Genomic DNA, 15,902 nt, shown 5'->3' with positions numbered 1-15,902 from the left:
ATCAGTCCAGCCAGACATAGCCTGCGAGCCGCCCGGTGGTCCGGTCACGGCGATACGAGAAATGGTCGGCGGACTCCCGCGTGCACACCGGCGACCGCTGCCGGTCACGCACCCCGAGCCGCTCCAACTGGGCGTGCACTCCCGCGACCACGTCGACCGCCGGGGTGCCCCAGCCGGTCTCGGCGTGAGCGGCGGGTTCGACGGCGGCGACGTCGGCGCGCATCTCCTCCGGCACCTCGTAGCACCGGCCGCAGACCGCGGGGCCGGTGCGGGCGACGATCCTGGCAGGGTCGGCGCCGAGCGACTCCATGGCGTCCACGGCGGCGGGGACGATCCCGGCGACCATACCGGGCCTGCCCGCGTGGGCCGCGGCGACCACCCCGGCGACCGGGTCGGCCAGCAGGACCGGGACGCAGTCGGCGGTGAGGACGGCGAGGGCGAGCCCGCGGGTCGCGGTGACCAGGCCGTCCACGGGCGGGACGAGCCGGGTGGGCCGGGTGCTCGACGGACCGTCGACCACGGCGACATCGTTGCCGTGCACCTGGTTCATCCAGACCACCCGGTCCGGGTCGAGACCCAGGGACTTGGCGGCCAGTTCACGGTTCGTGCGGACGGCCTCCGGTTCGTCGCCGACCGCTCCACCGAGGTTGAGCTCCTCGTACGGAACGGCGCTCACCCCGCCCCACCGGTCGGTGAAGGCGAAGTGCGCGCCGCTCTCGTCGCTCGTTGCGGAGCGTTGTCCTATCACTTCAGGAAGTCCGGCACGTCCAGTTCCTCGGCCGTGCTGTCCGAGTAGGACCGGGACGGCGGAACCGGCGGGGACACCGGGAGCTCGCCGACCGGCTCCGGGGCGGGCGCCGGGGCCTCCCTCGGCGTGACGCTGCCGAGCGACCCGAAGGACGGACGGCTCTCGCTGGGCCGTACCGGCGCGGGTTCGTCCCGCTTGGCGCCGGCCGAGCCGAGGATGTTGTCGCGCTTCGGCGGAGGCTGGCCCCCGTCGAAGCCGGCCGCGATGACCGTGACCCGGACCTCGTCACCGAGGGCGTCGTCGATGACGGCACCGAAGATGATGTTGGCCTCGGGGTGCGCGGCCTCGCTGACCAGCTGGGCGGCCTCGTTGATCTCGAACAGGCCGAGGTCGGAGCCACCGGAGATGGAGAGCAGGACGCCCCGGGCGCCGTCGATGGAGGCTTCGAGGAGGGGCGAGGAGATCGCCATCTCCGCCGCCGCCACCGCGCGGTCGTCGCCGCGGGCCGAGCCGATGCCCATGAGGGCCGAACCCGCCTCGGACATCACGGACTTGACGTCCGCGAAGTCGAGGTTGATCAGACCGGGGGTGGTGATCAGGTCGGTGATGCCCTGGACACCGGAGAGCAGGACCTGGTCCGCCGACTTGAAGGCGTCGAGGACCGAGACCTGGCGGTCCGAGATGGACAGCAGCCGGTCGTTGGGGATGACGATGAGGGTGTCGACCTCTTCGCGGAGTTCCGCGATGCCGTCCTCGGCCTGGTTGGCGCGGCGCCGCCCTTCGAAGGTGAAGGGGCGGGTGACCACGCCGATGGTGAGGGCGCCGAGGTTGCGGGCGATGTTGGCGACGACGGGCGCGCCGCCGGTGCCGGTGCCGCCTCCCTCGCCGGCTGTCACGAAGACCATGTCGGCCCCCTTGAGGACCTCCTCGATCTCCTCGCGGTGGTCCTCTGCCGCCTTGCGGCCGACGGCCGGGTTGGCGCCGGCGCCGAGTCCGCGGGTGAGTTCGCGGCCGACGTCGAGCTTGACGTCGGCGTCGCTCATCAACAGCGCCTGAGCATCGGTGTTGATGGCGATGAACTCGACGCCCTTCAGACCGACCTCGATCATCCGGTTGATGGCATTGACACCACCGCCGCCGACACCGATGACTTTGATGACTGCGAGGTAGTTCTGCGGTGCTGCCACGTCGAAGGCCTCTCGCCTCGAGTTACGTGTCGCCGTCCGCGATTGCGGCGAACGGACAACTCATGCCGAAGTGGGACGGTCCGAACGCCGACCCGAACCCTAACGTTGAAGTTTAGGGTTACCAGTGTGTCTGTTCCTTGGACTCTTCCGAACAGGACACTAAGTCGACAAGTGGCGCACGTTCAACGAACACGCCGAACCTCCCGTTTTTCTTTTCACCCTATGTGATCAGCCATAGCGATGCCCAACCAGGGTGGTGGCCTGCGCGAACAGGCGTCAACTCCCTGATGACGCAGGGGCGGTGGGCACGCTGACGTCGAAGTGCCGGGCACCCGGAGCCGCTTTCATGAGAGCGGTGAGCGCCCGGGCTTTCGCGCCACCCTTCTCGCCGCTCCCCCACGCGACGGTCCGGCCGTCGCCCAACTCCAGCGAGACGGAGTCGTACGAGCCCACCTTGACGGTCCGGACGGCGCGCGCGACGGCGGCCGGCAGGTCGCCCGCCACCCGCACCGCCTCGCGCACCAGCCGGTCGCTGCCGAACCGGCGCAGACTGGCGGTCTGCGAACCGGTCCGGGACAGCGTCAATTCCAATGCGGGTACACCTTTGGGGGCATCTGAAACCGTCGCGAATCGCGCGCCTTTCGCGTCCACTTCGACATACTTGCCCCCATTACCGGTGCTTTCGACAATCAGAACCGGGGTGCGTTCGACCACTTTCAGCCCGATTCCGTGCGGCCAGGACCGAGTGACCTCAACCGAGTCAATTCGGGGCAATTTCCTGAGAAGTCGGGACTCGATCGCGTCGGTGTCGACGGAAACGAGCGGTTCCCCGACCGGCACGTCGGCGGCTTCCCGCACCTGCGCCTGCGTCAGAACGCCGGTCCCCGACACCGATACGCGCTCCACCCGCGTCCACCGCGACCCGTAGAGGACCCAGAGGACGCCCCCGCCGAGGACGAGCAGGGCGAGGGCCACGACGACGGCCGTACGCAGCCTGTGCGGCCCCAGGCGGCCGAGGAGGCCCGGCCGGCGGGGCGGGCCGGAGGTGTCCTGCTGCCGTTCGCCGCGTTCGGCGGTCGTCGCTCCTCCGGCCACGCCCTGTCCTGCCTTCCCTCGTCGCCTAGCGGTGGCGCGAGGCGATCGCCTCGTACACCATGCCGACGAGCAGCTCGTCGGCGTCCCGGCGGCCGAACTCGCTGGCGGCGCGGGACATCTCGTACAGCCGGTGCGGGTCGGCGAGCACGGGCAGGACCTGGCGCTGGACCCACTCGGGCGTCAGTTCCGCGTCGTCGACCAGGAGTCCGCCGCCGGCCTTGACCACCGGCTGGGCGTTCAGCCGCTGTTCGCCGTTGCCGATGGGCAGTGGGACGTAGGCGGCCGGGAGTCCGACGGCGGAGAGTTCGGCGACGGTCATCGCACCCGCGCGGCAGAGCATCATGTCGGCCGCGGCGTACGCGAGGTCCATCCGGTCCACGTACGGTACCGGGATGTAGGGGGGCATCCCCGGCATCTGGTGCACCTGCGGCAGTTCGTTCTTCGGGCCGACCGCGTGCAGCACCTGGATGCCGGCCTGCTGGAGGTACGGCGCGACCCGCTCGATCACCTCGTTGAGGTGCCGGGCGCCCTGCGAGCCGCCCGAGACCAGCAGCGTCGGCAGGCTCGGGTCGAGCCCGAACGCGGCCCGCGCCTCGGGGCGCACGGCGGCCCGGTCGAGGGTGGCGATCGAGCGGCGCAGCGGGATGCCGATGTAGCGGGCGTCGCGGAGCTTGCTGTCGGGGGTGGAGACGGCGACCTGGGCGGCGTACCGCGAGCCGATCTTGTTGGCGAGGCCCGGGCGGGCGTTGGCCTCGTGGACGACGATCGGCACGCCCAGGCGCTTGGCGGCGAGGTAGCCGGGCAGGGCCACATAGCCGCCGAAGCCGACGACACAGTCCGCCTTGGTGCGCTCCAGGATCTGCTCGGCGGCCTTGATCGTGCCGCGCAGCCGACCGGGGACGGTGATCAGTTCCGGGGTGGGCTTGCGCGGCAGCGGGACCGCTGGGATCAGCGCCAGGTCATAGCCCCGCTCGGGGACGAGCCGGGTCTCCAGACCGCGTTCCGTGCCCAGGGCCGTGATCCCCACTGTGGGATCAGCCCTGCGCAGGGCGTCCGCGAGGGCGAGCGCGGGCTCGATGTGACCGGCGGTCCCCCCACCGGCGAGTACGACATGCACCGAAATTCACCGCTCTCCGGACGAACGCGCCGCCGAGGCACGCCGTCTCATCGTGTTCCATCTCCGGGGGCTCCGATCGGACACCGGGCCCCCGGTTCCCCGCTTTCTACCAAAGCGGGGTTGCCGCAACGAAAGCGCCGCCCGCGCACCCGGTTCGTCGCGGGCGAAGGCGATCAGCAGTCCGACGGCGAACATGGTCGGCAGCAGGGCGGAGCCCCCGTAGGAGAACAGCGGGAGCGGGACACCGGCGATCGGCAGCAGGCCGAGCACCGCACCGATGTTGATCACTGCCTGAGCGGTGATCCAGGTGGTCACACCTCCCGCGGCGTACCTCACGAAGGGGTCCTCCGTGCGTCCGGCCACGCGGATACCCGCATAGCCTAGGGCCGCGAAGAGGGCGAGTACCGACAGCGTCCCCGCCAGGCCCAGTTCCTCACCGGTGACGGCAAAGATGAAGTCGGTGTGGGCTTCGGGCAGTTGCCCCCATTTTTCCACACTCGCGCCGAGGCCCGACCCGAACAGGCCACCGGAGGCGAGCGCGTAGATGCCGTGCACGGCCTGCCAGCAGGAGGTGGCCCCGGTGCCGGGCTCGGTGGCGCCGATGCACTGGAAGCGGGCCATGCGGTTGGGGCTGGTCTTGATGAGGACGAGGCCGATGAACATGGCGACGGACAGCACGCCCACGAACAGCCGGGTGGGCGCCCCGGCCAGCCACAGCAGCCCGAACAGGATGGCGGTGAGGATGATCGCCGTCCCCATGTCGCCGCCGAGCATGATCAGGCCGAGCAGCATGAAGGCCACCGGGACCAGCGGCACCAGCATGTGCTTCCACTGTGTGAGCAGCCGCTTGTCCTCCTTGCGCGCGATCAGGTCGGCGCCCCACAGCACCAGGGCGAGCTTGCCGAACTCACTCGGCTGGATCTGGAAGGAGCCGCCCAGCGAGATCCAGTTCTGGTTGCCGTTGATCGCCATCCCTATCCCGGGCACCTGCACCAGGATCATCAGGAAGACCGAGCCGGCGAGGATCGGGTAGGCGAGGGCCCGGTGCAGCTTCACCGGCATGCGCGCGGCGGCGAACAGCAGCACGCCGCCGATCGTGGCCGCGAGGAACTGCTTGCGGAAGAAGTAGGAACCGGGCAGCGACAGCTGGAGCGCCTTGATCTGGGAGGCCGAGTAGACCATCACCAGCCCGAGCACCGTGATCAGCAGGGAGCCCCCGAGGATCACGTAGTACGCGGTCAGCGGCCGGTCCCAGGCCCGCTGCACGCGCCTGTGGAGACGGCGTACGGGGTTGTCACGGGGCGGCCGGGGAGCGGCGGGCCTACGGACCCGCACAGCTCCCTGCACGGGCGCCCGACCGGTACGACTACTGGGCATCAGAGCCTCCCGCACGACTGAGAGGGGCGCGCAGCACCCTCGAAGGGGCGCGGGGAACTGCGCGACCAGCCCTCACCGACCGTCAGCCGACGAACTGCACCTCGGCACATCCGACTCACGCGTCCCTCCAGGCGCCCGAAGACGCCCTCCGCGGCCGAAGACCGACCGTCAGGTCCCCGCACCGAGTTCGCGAACGGCCTGCGCGAACGCGTCACCGCGCTTGTTGTAGTTGGCGAACATGTCCATGGAGGCACAGGCCGGGGCCAGCAGCACCGTGTCGCCCGCCTCGGCAAGCCGCCGGGCCTCCTGAACAGCCGCGAGCATCGCCCCAGTGTCGGTCCGGTCGAGGTCGACGACGGGTACTTCCGGGGCGTGTCGCGCGAGGGCTTCGCCGATCTGCGCACGGTCGGCGCCGATCAGCACCACGCCGCGAAGCCGCTTCGCCGACCTGGCGACCAGTTCGTCGAAGGTCGCGCCCTTGGCGAGCCCGCCGGCGATCCACACGATCGACTCGTACGCCGCCAAGGAGGCCTCTGCCGCGTGGGTGTTGGTCGCCTTGGAGTCGTCGACGTAGGCGACCCCGTCCACGTCGGCCACGTGCGCGATGCGGTGGGCGTCCGGGGTGAAGGCCCGGAGGCCGTCCCGGACCGCCTTCGGGGGCACCCCGAAGGCGCGGGCGAGGGCAGCCGCGGCAAGGGCGTTGGCGATGTTGTGCGGGGCCGGCGGGTCGACGTCCGAGACCTCGGCCAGTTCCTGGGCGTTCCGCTGCCGGTTCTCGACGAACGCGCGGTCGACCAGGATGCCCTCCACGACGCCGAGTTGGGACGGTCCGGGCGCCCCGAGCGTGAACCCGACGGCCCGGCAGCCCTCCTCTACGTCCGCGCCGCGCACCATGTCCTCGGTCGCCTTGTCGGCGACGTTGTAGACGCAGGCGACCCGGTTGCCCTCGTAGACGCGGCCCTTGTCGGCGGCGTACGCCTCCATGGAGCCGTGCCAGTCGAGGTGGTCGGGGGCGAGGTTGAGGACGGCGGCGGAATGGGCGCGCAGGGAGGGCGCCCAGTGCAGCTGGTAGCTGGAGAGTTCGACGGCGAGGACGTCGAGATCGTTGTAGGGCTCCTCGCCGAGGACGACGTCGATGATCGGTGTGCCGATGTTGCCGACGGCGGCCGTACGCAGGCCGGCCGCGCGCAGGATCGAGGCGAGCATCTGGGTGGTGGTCGTCTTGCCGTTGGTGCCGGTGACCGCGAGCCAGGGCGGTGCGTCCGGGCCGCGCAGCCGCCAGGCGATCTCCACGTCGCCGACGACGTCCACGCCCGCCTCGGCCGCCGCCGCGAACAGCGGTGAACTCGGCTTCCAGCCCGGCGAGGTGACGACGAGTCCGGTCCCCTCGGGCAGCGTCTCCGCGTCACCGAGGCGTACCTCGATGCCCTCCAGGGCCGCCGCACGTTCCCGGTGGGCCTCGGAGTCACCGCCGTCCACGACGGTGACCAGGGCGCCGAGGGCGGTCAGGGCGCGGGCGGCGCTGATGCCGCTCACCCCGAGACCGGCGACGGTGACCCGCATGCCCTCCCAGTCGCTGCCCTGACCGGACGTCACTTGTCGGCCGCCCATCCCGCGTAGAAGATGCCCAGTCCGACGATCACGCAGATGCCCTGGATGATCCAGAAGCGGACCACGACAAGGACCTCGGACCACCCCTTGAGTTCGAAGTGGTGCTGGAGCGGCGCCATTCGGAACACCCGCTTGCCGGTCATGCGGAACGAGCCGACCTGGATGACCACCGACATGGTGATCAGGACGAACAGGCCGCCGAGGAGGGCCAGCAGCAGTTCCGTACGGGAGCAGATCGCGAGGCCGGCGAGCGCGCCGCCCAGGGCCAGGGAACCGGTGTCTCCCATGAAGATCTTGGCGGGTGACGTGTTCCACCACAGGAAGCCGAGGCAGGCACCCATCAGCGCCGAGGAGACGACGGCGAGGTCCAGCGGATCTCGTACCTCGTAACAGGCGGACGGGTTGGTCAGGGTCACCGCGTTGGCGCAGGACTCCTGGAACTGCCAGACGCCGATGAACGTGTAGGCGCCGAAGACGAGGACGGAGGCGCCGGTGGCGAGGCCGTCCAGACCGTCCGTCAGGTTCACGCCGTTCGACATCGCGAGGATCATGAAGAGCGCCCAGACGACGAACAGCACCGGACCGATGGTCCACCCGAAGTCCTGGACGAAGGAGAGCTTCGTCGAGGCCGGCGTGTTGCCGCGGTCGTCCGCGAACTGAAGCGAGAGCACCGCGAAGGCGATACCGCCGGTCAGCTGGCCGGCCATCTTCGCCTTGGCCCGCAGACCGAGCGAACGCCGCTTGACGATCTTGATGTAGTCGTCCAGGAAGCCGACCAGGCCCATACCCGCCATCAGGCCGAGCACCAGCACCCCGGAGAAGGTCGGCGGCTTGCCGGTGATCACCTTGGACAGGAAGTACGCGATGACCGTCGCCAGGATGAAGGCGATACCGCCCATGGTCGGCGTACCGCGCTTGGCGTGGTGCTCGCGCGGGCCGTCGTCACGGATGTACTGGCCGTAGCCCTTCCGTGCCAGCAGCTTGATCAGCAGCGGGGTGCCGATCAGCGTCAGGAACATACCGATGACGCCCGAGAACAGGATCTGGTTCATCATCGGGCGGAAACCTCACCCTCGGCAGCACCGGGGAGCAGCGCCTGCGCCACCCGTTCGAGCCCGACCGACCGGGACGCCTTCACGAGCACGACATCCCCCGGGCGCAACTCGCTGCGCAACAGGTCGACAGCCGCCTGTGCGTCGGACACGTGCACCGACTCCTCACCCCACGAACCCTCGTTATATGCGCCCAGTTGGAGCCAGGACGCTTCCCTGCCCCCGACCGCGACGAGCTTGCCGACATTGAGCCGGACGGCCAGCCGTCCGACCGCGTCGTGCTCGGCGAGCGCCTCGTCCCCGAGCTCGGCCATCTTGCCGAGCACCGCCCACGTACGTCCCCCCTGTGCCTGTGAGGCCCTGCCCATGGCCGCGAGCGCGCGCAAAGCCGCTCGCATGGACTCGGGGTTCGCGTTGTAGGCGTCGTTGACAATCGTCACGCCGTCCGGGCGCTCGGTGACCTCCATCCGCCAGCGGGAGAGGGAGCCCGCCTCGGAGAGCGCGGTGGCGATCTCGTCTGCGGACATGCCCAGCTCATGGGCGACGGCGGCGGCGGCGAGCGCGTTCGACACGTGATGCTCACCGTACAGGCGCATGGTCACGTCGCTTGCACCGGAGGGTGTGTGGAGCCTGAAGGCAGGCTGTCCCTTGTCCGTGAGTCGCACGTTCTCGGCGCGTACGTCCGCTTCGCCGGACTCGCCGAAGAAGATCACCTTCGCCTTTGTTCGAGTCGCCATGGCCCGCACGAGGGGATCGTCGGCGTTGAGGATCGCGGCACCGCCGTCGGCCTCGGAGGGCAGCGCCTCGACGAGCTCGCCCTTCGCCTGTGCGATCTGCTCGCGTCCGCCGAACTCGCCGATGTGGGCGGTGCCCACGTTGATGACGAGGCCGATCTGCGGGGGCGTCAGTTCCGTCAGATAGCGGATGTGACCGATCCCGCGGGCGCCCATCTCCAGGACCAGGAACCTGGTCTCCTCGGTGGCGCTCAGCGCGGTCAGCGGCAGTCCGATCTCGTTGTTGAGCGAGCCGGGCGTGAAGACCGTCGGTGCCCTGTGCCGGAGCACCTGGGCGATCAGATCCTTGGTGCTGGTCTTGCCCGCGGAGCCGGTGAGGGCCACGAGGGTGGCGCCGAGCTTCTGGACCACGTGCCGCGCGAGGGCGCCCAGCGCCCGCTGTACGTCGTCCACGACGACCGCGGGCACGCCGACCGGGCGGGAGGCCAGTACGGCGACCGCGCCCGCCTCGACGACCGCGGCCGCGAAGTCGTGGCCGTCGACGTGCTCGCCGGCGAAGGCGACGAAGAGGCTGCCGGGCTCCACCTCACGGGAGTCCCTGACGACCTGTCCGGTGACCTGGACCGACGGATCCGGTATGTCGTGCGTCTGCCCGCCGACGACTTCAGCGATCTCGGCGAGAGAGAGGGCGATCACAAGTTCATCCCTGGGTCTTCTGGATAGCTTCGCGAAGCACCTGGCGGTCGTCGAACGGACGGACCACCCCGGCGATGTCCTGGCCCTGCTCGTGGCCCTTGCCCGCGACCAGCACGGTGTCCCCGGGCCGCGCGCGGGCCACGGCGGCGGCGATGGCCGCGGCCCGGTCCTCGAACACCTGGACCTCGCCGCGCTCGTGGGCCGGCACGGAGGCCGCGCCTTCGAGCATGGCCGCGAGGATCGCGAGGGGGTCCTCGGAGCGGGGGTTGTCGGAGGTCAGTACGGCGGTGTCGGCGAGCCGGGCCACGGCGGCGCCCATGGGGGCGCGTTTGATGGTGTCCCGGTCCCCGCCGCAGCCGAGCACCACGTGCAGGCTGCCCTCGGTGACCTTGCGCAGCGCGCGCAGCACCGATTCGACGGCGTCCGTCTTGTGCGCGTAGTCGACGACCGCGAGATACGGCTGGCCCGCGTCCACCCGCTCCAGGCGCCCCGGCACTCCCGGTACGGCGGCGATGCCGTCGGCGGCGGTCTGCGGGTCGAACCCGGCCTCGGCGAGGGCGACGATCGCGGCGAGGGTGTTGGCGACGTTGAAGGTGCCCGCGAGCGGCGACCTGGCGCTGATCCGCTGGTCCTTGGGGCCGACCACCGTGAACGTCGAGTCCATCGGGCCGACCTGGACGTCCTCGGCACGCCAGTCGGCGTCCGGGTGGCCCTCGGCGGAGAAGGTGACGACCGGGACGGTGGCCTCCCGGGCGAGCCGCCGGCCGTAGGCGTCGTCGTGGTTGACGACCCCGAGCCTGCTGCGTTCGGGAGTGAACAGCCGCGCCTTGGCCTGGAAGTAGTCCTCCATGCCGGAGTGGAACTCCATGTGTTCCGGGCTGAGGTTGCTGAAGACGGCGATGTCGAAGACGCAGCCGTCGACCCGGCCGAGGACCAGCGCGTGGCTGGAGACCTCCATGGCGACCGCCTCCACCCCGCGCTCGCGCATCACCGCGAACAGGGCCTGGAGGTCGGTGGCCTCGGGAGTGGTGCGTTCGGACTTGATGCGCTCGTCGCCGATGCGCGTCTCGACCGTGCCGATCAGCCCGGTGGCCCGCTCCGTCCGGAGGCCGCCCTCGACGAGGTACGCGGTGGTGGTCTTGCCGGAGGTGCCGGTGATCCCGATCTGGAGCAGGTCGCGCCCCGGACGGCCGTAGATGGTGGCCGCCAGTTCGCCCATCCGCGCGCGCGGGTCGTCGGCCACCAGCACCGGAAGCCCGGTGGCGGCGGCGCGTTCGGCGCCGGTGGGGTCGGTCAGCACGGCGGCTGCGCCGAGGCCGGCGGCCTGCGTCACGAAGTCGGCGCCGTGCAGCCTGGCCCCCGGGAGGGCGGCGTACAGGTCGCCGGGGCGGACGGCGCGCGAGTCGTGGGTGATGCCCGTGACCGCGACGATCCCCTCCTGCTCTGCGTTCCGCGGGGCCGGGGGCTGTGGGGCACCCAGCTGGCCGACCAGTTCCGCGAGGGGTGTGGCGGAGACGTGAACCGGCCTCGGCGGTCCCGGATATGTCACAGGAACGCCCTTCTGGGTGGTTTGGTACTGATCGGCGTTTGGCACGGCGGTGAGCGTACCGGGCGCACCCCCGGACGAGCGAAGTGAGGGCGCGGCCGGGGCGTGCGCCGGGGCGCCGTGCCCCGGGTCGGGCGAGTCGGGAGAGATCGTGTTCACGAGCTGTTTCCTGGCTGGTTTCCGTGCTGATCAGGGTGTGAAGGCCACGGGGAGATTCGCGGCCCTGGCCCCGGTGGGCGGCACCTGAAGGGTCTTCAGGGCGAACTCCATGACCTCCTTGTAGATGGGGCCACAGATCTGACCTCCGAAGTAACTGCCCTTGGTGGCGTTCTGGATGGCGCAGTAGACGGTGATGCGGGGGTTGTCGGCGGGCGCGAACCCGGCGAAAGACGACGTGTAGCCGTGGTAGCGGCCGGTGGCCGGATCCACACGGTTGGCCGTACCCGTCTTGCCCGCCACCCGGTAGCCGGGAATGCGCGCCTTGGCGCCGGTGCCCTCCTCGTCGTCCACGACGGACTCCAGCATCTTGGCGAGGGTCTTCGCCGTCTTCGCACTGACGACCCGGGTCTTCTTCGGTTCGGCGGCGGGCGTGAACCGGCCGTCGGCGCCCTTGGTGCCCCGGATCAGGGTCGGCTCCACGCGGACGCCGCCGTTGGCGATCGTCGAGTAGACGGAGGCTGCCTGCATCGCGTTGAGGGAGACGCCCTGGCCGAAAGGAATCGTGAACTGCTGCGAGGTCGACCAGTCGCCGGGCGGCGCGAGGATGCCCTTGGTCTCACCGGGGAAGTCGAGCCCGCTGTAGCTGCCGAGGCCGAACTTGCGCAGATAGGAGTAGAGGACCTGGTTGGACTGCGCCTGGGTCCTGCCGAGCTGCCCGGTGGCGAGGATGGTGCCGATGTTGCTGGACTTGGCGAGCACGCCGTTGAGGGTGAGGTACCAGGTCGGGTGGTCGATGTCGTCCTTGAAGAGCCGGTCGCCCCGGTGCAGCCGGTTGGGCACGACGACATGGGTCGCGGGGGTGGCGACGTTCTCCTCCAGTACGGCGGCCATCGACATGACCTTGGCTGTGGAACCGGGCTCGTAGGCGTCCTGGAGGGCCGCGTTGCCGAGCGCGTTCGGGTTCGCCCTGGTGAGGTCGTTGGGGTCGAAGCCGGGCGAGTTGGCCATGGCCAGGATCTGGCCGGTCCGGGTGTCCTGCACTATCACGTACCCGCGGTCCGCCTTCGACTTCTTGACCTGCTCGGTGATGGCGTTCTGCGCGGCCCACTGGATGTCGCGGTCGATGGTCAGTTCGATGTCGGAACCGGGCACAGCGGGCGTCTCGGTGGAGTCGGCGGTGGGCACCTGCCGTCCTCCTGACTGTGCGTAGCGGATCTCGCCGTCCTGCCCGGCCAGTTCGCCGTTCAGCTGCTGTTCGAGGCCGCCGCCGCCCTTGCCGTCGGCGCTGACCCAGCCCAGCAGTCCGGCGGCGAGTCCGCCGTTCGGATAGACGCGCTTGCTGGCGGGCACGGCCAGCACACCGGCGAGGACGTTGACGGTGTCCGGGTCGGTTCCGGACTTGGCGGCCAGGGTGGACTTCAGGTCCTTGATCTGCGTCCACACCTGGGGGGTCTGGCGGTGCGCGAGCAGCGTGTAGCGCGTGTCCGGCGTCTTCAGCTTCTCGGCGATGCCGTCCGCGTCCTGCCCGAGGATCGGCGCGAGGAGAGCGGCGGCCTGCTCGGGGGCGTCGCCCAGTTTCGTGCTCTTCGGCGTGAACATCGACGGGTCGGCGGTGATGTCGTACGCGTCCACGCTGGTCGCCAGTTCGACGCCGTTGCGGTCGGTGATCTCGCCGCGTTCGGCGGCCAGGGTGCGGCCGACGTACCGGTTCTGCTCGGCCTTGGCGGCGTACTCGCTCGCGTCGACGGCCTGCACCTGGAGCAGTCGTACGACAAAGGCGATCATCACCAGGGCCAGCGCGAGGCTGACCATGCGCAGCCGGGGCCGGGGGCTGCCGAGCCGGATGACCTTGGGCCCGGCGGGCCGGTTGGGGGCGGGGCGGCGGGCGGGGCGGGCGCCGGGGCCCGGGCGCCGGGGGGCGCCGGGGCGGGCCGACCTGGCCGGGGCGGGCACGCGACGGCGCGGCGGTTCCCTGTCGGACACTTCCGTCACCTGCCGGGGGTCGTGGAGGGGAGGGTGGGGGTGGGATCGGCTGCCGGGGTCCGCTCCGGGGACGCCGGAGCGGAGAGGGCCGGCGTGGGCGTGGGGGTCGCCTCAGGCGTAGCCGTGGGGGTGGCGGTGGGCGTCGGCGTGGGCTCCAGGACGTTCGCCTCGGGCGGGATCACCGCCGGGATCCGCAGCGCCGCCGGCTCCGCGGCCCCCGGAACACCCCTGACGGTGCCGTCGGGGTCGAGGAAGGCCGGGTCACCGCCGGGCACCATGCCGAGTTCCCTGGCCCGGCGCTGGAGGGCGTCGGGTGCGGCGTAGGCGTCCACGTCCCGCTGGAGCGCCTGTTCCTCGTCGGTGAGGCTCTTGGTGTCCTTCTGCAGGTCGTCGAGGCGGAACCCGCCCTCGCTGAGCGCGGAGTTCAGCACGAGGAGCGCGATGAGACCGCCGCCCAGCAGGAAGACGACGAGCAGGACGAAGGGGGTACGGGCGGCCTGGCCCGGCCCCGTGGGGAAGAGCCGGGCCAACCGGGCGGCCCGGCCCTTCAGTTCGGGATTCCTACTCATCAGCCCTCCCCACGAGTCGGGTCCTCCCACGCGTCTGCCCGCTCGCCCGCGCGGCGAGTGCGGGTTTCCTGCTCACCCGCGGTTCCCTCCGTACGCCTCACTCGGCGTCCTCCCTGATGCGCTGGGCCCCGCGCAGTCGCGCGGGGGCGGCTCGCCGGTTCTCGGCGATCTCTTCCTCGGTGGGAAGTTCGGCACCACGGGTGAGCAGCTTGAGCCGGGGCTGGTATCGCTCGGGCACGACCGGCAGTCCGGGAGGCGCGGTATTGGCGGCACCGGCCGCGAACACCTGCTTCACCAGCCGGTCTTCGAGCGAGTGGTACGACAGGACGGCGATCCGGCCGCCGACCGCGAGCGCCTTCACCGCGGCCGGGATCGCCCGTTCCAGCACGGTGAGTTCACCGTTGACCTCGATGCGCAGCGCCTGGAAGGTCCGCTTGGCGGGGTTGCCGCCGGTGCGCTTGGCGGCCTGCGGCAACGAGTCGCGGATCAGTTCGACGAGCCGGGCGCTGTTGTCGAACGGCTCCTTGCCGCGCTCACGCACGACCGCGGAGACGATCCGCTTGGCCTGCTTCTCCTCGCCGTACGCCCGGAGGATCCGGACGAGTTCGCCCGGCGGGTAGGTGTTGAGGACCTCGGCGGCGCTGATGCCGGTCGTCTGGTCCATGCGCATGTCGAGCGGCGCGTCCTGGGCGTAGGCGAACCCCCGGTCGGCCTCGTCGAGTTGCATGGAGGAGACACCGAGGTCGAAGAGGACACCGTCGACCTTCGACAGGCCCAGCCGGTCGAGTACGCCGGGCAGTTCGTCGTACACCGCGTGCACCAGGTCCGCCCGCTCGCCGAAGGGTGCGAGCCGCTCCCCGGAGAGGCGCAGCGCCTCCTTGTCGCGGTCGAGGGCGACGAGCCGGGCCTCGGGGAAACGGGCGAGCAGTGCCTCACTGTGGCCGCCGAGCCCGAGGGTGCAGTCGACGACGACCGCCCCGGGCCGCTCCAGTGCGGGTGCCAACAAGTCCAGGCACCGCTGGAGCATCACCGGGACATGTCGACTGTTGCTCAAGGGGCCCTCTCAGGTCCGGCACGGTGCCTTACGCACCGCCGGGTCCCCGACCGCTCGGAGAAGGGGAGGCCTGCCGGCGCCGGAAGCGTCAGCCGACCGGGAGCGGGAGGAGGCCGAGCCGTACGTACGCGCCGCGCACGCGGGGGATCAATCAATCCAGCAGGGAGTCTCGGCTCCCGCTTCGCGTCACTTTAGTCCACGGTGTCGCGCGGTCAATCAACCGGCCCGCGCGTGGTGCGCCCCGTCCCGGCAAGCCGCGAATCACCCACAATCACTCGAACGGGCACACTCGCACCACCCGTGTGGGTTACCTCACAACAACGCTCATTGATGTTCTTTGTCCCCTCTCACAGCGGGCCCGCAACGGGCGTGACCAGTACCGTCATGCTTATGACGACTTCCGCATCAGTTCCCACCGGACCCGAAGGCGCCATAGCCACCGACAACACCGTCATCGACCGTCTCGTCGAGGCCAACGGACAGTACGCGGCCGCCTTCACCGACCCCGGGATGGACGCCCGCCCGGTACTCCAGGTAGCGGTCGTGGCCTGCATGGACGCCCGCCTCGACCTGCATGCCGCACTCGGCCTGGAGCTCGGCGACTGCCACACCATCCGCAACGCGGGCGGCGCCGTCACCGATGACGTGATCCGCTCCCTGACCATCAGCCAGCGGGCGCTCGGCACGCGCAGCGTCATCCTCATCCACCACACCGGCTGCGGCCTGGAGTCCCTCACGGAGGACTTCCGGCAGGAGCTGGAGGCCGAGGTCGGCCAGCGCCCCGCCTGGTCCGTGGAGGCCTTCCGGGACGTCGACCAGGACGTACGCCAGTCGATGCAGCGCGTGCGCACCAACCCGTTCCTGCTGCACACCGACGACGTCCGCGGCTTCGTGTTCGACGTGAAGTCGGGCCTGCTGCGCGAGATCGATCCCGCGTAACCGAACCGGACCGCGCATCCGTACGTATGTCTCTA

At 70.7% G+C, this 15,902-nt stretch carries 13 protein-coding genes; 1 reads left to right on the top strand and 12 read right to left on the bottom strand.

The annotated features are described in order from the left end of the window. Position 1 precedes the first annotated feature (1 nt). From pgeF to rsmH, 12 genes are all read right to left on the bottom strand, one after another. Entirely contained in the window at positions 2-748 is a 747-nt protein-coding gene (gene pgeF / locus OG595_RS32355; RefSeq protein WP_329278171.1) for a peptidoglycan editing factor PgeF, read from the bottom strand. Further along, positions 745-1,935, bottom strand: coding sequence for a cell division protein FtsZ (ftsZ, locus tag OG595_RS32350; RefSeq protein ID WP_329278169.1), 1,191 nt, complete (start codon positions 1,933-1,935; stop codon positions 745-747). The genes pgeF and ftsZ overlap by 4 nt, the downstream gene beginning before the upstream one ends. 276 nt (positions 1,936-2,211) lie before the next feature. Next, positions 2,212-3,030: a cell division protein FtsQ/DivIB gene (locus OG595_RS32345; RefSeq protein ID WP_329278167.1), complete on the bottom strand. Its 819-nt coding sequence runs from the start codon at positions 3,028-3,030 to the stop codon at positions 2,212-2,214. Between the two features lie 25 nt (positions 3,031-3,055). Continuing rightward, positions 3,056-4,147: an undecaprenyldiphospho-muramoylpentapeptide beta-N-acetylglucosaminyltransferase gene (murG, locus tag OG595_RS32340; RefSeq protein WP_329278165.1), complete on the bottom strand. Its 1,092-nt coding sequence runs from the start codon at positions 4,145-4,147 to the stop codon at positions 3,056-3,058. A gap of 6 nt (positions 4,148-4,153) precedes the next feature. Continuing rightward, positions 4,154-5,524: a putative lipid II flippase FtsW gene (gene ftsW / locus OG595_RS32335; protein ID WP_329278163.1), complete on the bottom strand. Its 1,371-nt coding sequence runs from the start codon at positions 5,522-5,524 to the stop codon at positions 4,154-4,156. Between the two features lie 168 nt (positions 5,525-5,692). Beyond that, positions 5,693-7,135 carry a UDP-N-acetylmuramoyl-L-alanine--D-glutamate ligase gene (gene murD / locus OG595_RS32330; RefSeq protein ID WP_443073238.1) on the bottom strand — a complete coding sequence of 481 codons (1,443 nt, stop codon included), beginning with the start codon at positions 7,133-7,135 and terminating at the stop codon, positions 5,693-5,695. Then, positions 7,117-8,190 (bottom strand): phospho-N-acetylmuramoyl-pentapeptide-transferase, encoded by a 1,074-nt coding sequence (gene mraY, locus OG595_RS32325; protein ID WP_329278159.1) that lies wholly within the window; start codon positions 8,188-8,190, stop codon positions 7,117-7,119. The genes murD and mraY overlap by 19 nt, the downstream gene beginning before the upstream one ends. Continuing rightward, the gene (locus OG595_RS32320; protein ID WP_329278157.1) at positions 8,187-9,617 is read right to left on the bottom strand and encodes a UDP-N-acetylmuramoyl-tripeptide--D-alanyl-D-alanine ligase; all 1,431 of its coding nucleotides are present in this window, start codon (positions 9,615-9,617) and stop codon (positions 8,187-8,189) included. Before OG595_RS32320 ends, mraY begins: the two co-directional genes overlap by 4 nt. 4 nt (positions 9,618-9,621) lie before the next feature. Beyond that, on the bottom strand, positions 9,622-11,166 hold the full coding sequence (locus OG595_RS32315) for a UDP-N-acetylmuramoyl-L-alanyl-D-glutamate--2,6-diaminopimelate ligase (protein WP_329283404.1): 1,545 nt from the start codon (positions 11,164-11,166) through the stop codon (positions 9,622-9,624). A gap of 186 nt (positions 11,167-11,352) precedes the next feature. Then, positions 11,353-13,305, bottom strand: a complete 1,953-nt coding sequence (locus OG595_RS32310; protein ID WP_329278155.1) for a peptidoglycan D,D-transpeptidase FtsI family protein — start codon at positions 13,303-13,305, stop codon at positions 11,353-11,355. A gap of 5 nt (positions 13,306-13,310) precedes the next feature. Continuing rightward, positions 13,311-13,874, bottom strand: coding sequence for a septum formation initiator family protein (locus OG595_RS32305; protein WP_329278153.1), 564 nt, complete (start codon positions 13,872-13,874; stop codon positions 13,311-13,313). Positions 13,875-13,971: 97 nt separating this feature from the next. Further along, complete coding sequence (gene rsmH, locus OG595_RS32300) at positions 13,972-14,928, bottom strand: 16S rRNA (cytosine(1402)-N(4))-methyltransferase RsmH (protein WP_329278151.1); 957 nt, start codon at positions 14,926-14,928, stop codon at positions 13,972-13,974. A gap of 390 nt (positions 14,929-15,318) precedes the next feature. Here rsmH and OG595_RS32295 point away from each other — a divergent pair, with 390 nt between their 5' ends. Further along, positions 15,319-15,867, top strand: coding sequence for a beta-class carbonic anhydrase (locus OG595_RS32295; protein ID WP_329278149.1), 549 nt, complete (start codon positions 15,319-15,321; stop codon positions 15,865-15,867). Positions 15,868-15,902 lie beyond the last annotated feature (35 nt).

The sequence above is a fragment of the Streptomyces sp. NBC_01451 genome, from assembly GCF_036227485.1.
Lineage (GTDB): Bacteria > Actinomycetota > Actinomycetes > Streptomycetales > Streptomycetaceae > Streptomyces.
This window is presented reverse-complemented; position numbering and strand designations above follow the sequence as displayed.

Bases quoted from the DNA above. Each gene is read 5' to 3' on its own strand.
- ftsW (WP_329278163.1), bottom strand. From the start codon at position 5,524: ATGCCCAGTAGTCGTACCGGTCGGGCGCCCGTGCAGGGAGCTGTGCGG.
- murD (WP_443073238.1), bottom strand. From the start codon at position 7,135: ATGGGCGGCCGACAAGTGACGTCCGGTCAGGGCAGCGACTGGGAGGGC.
- mraY (WP_329278159.1), bottom strand. From the start codon at position 8,190: ATGATGAACCAGATCCTGTTCTCGGGCGTCATCGGTATGTTCCTGACG.
- OG595_RS32305 (WP_329278153.1), bottom strand. From the start codon at position 13,874: ATGAGTAGGAATCCCGAACTGAAGGGCCGGGCCGCCCGGTTGGCCCGG.
- OG595_RS32295 (WP_329278149.1), top strand. From the start codon at position 15,319: ATGACGACTTCCGCATCAGTTCCCACCGGACCCGAAGGCGCCATAGCC.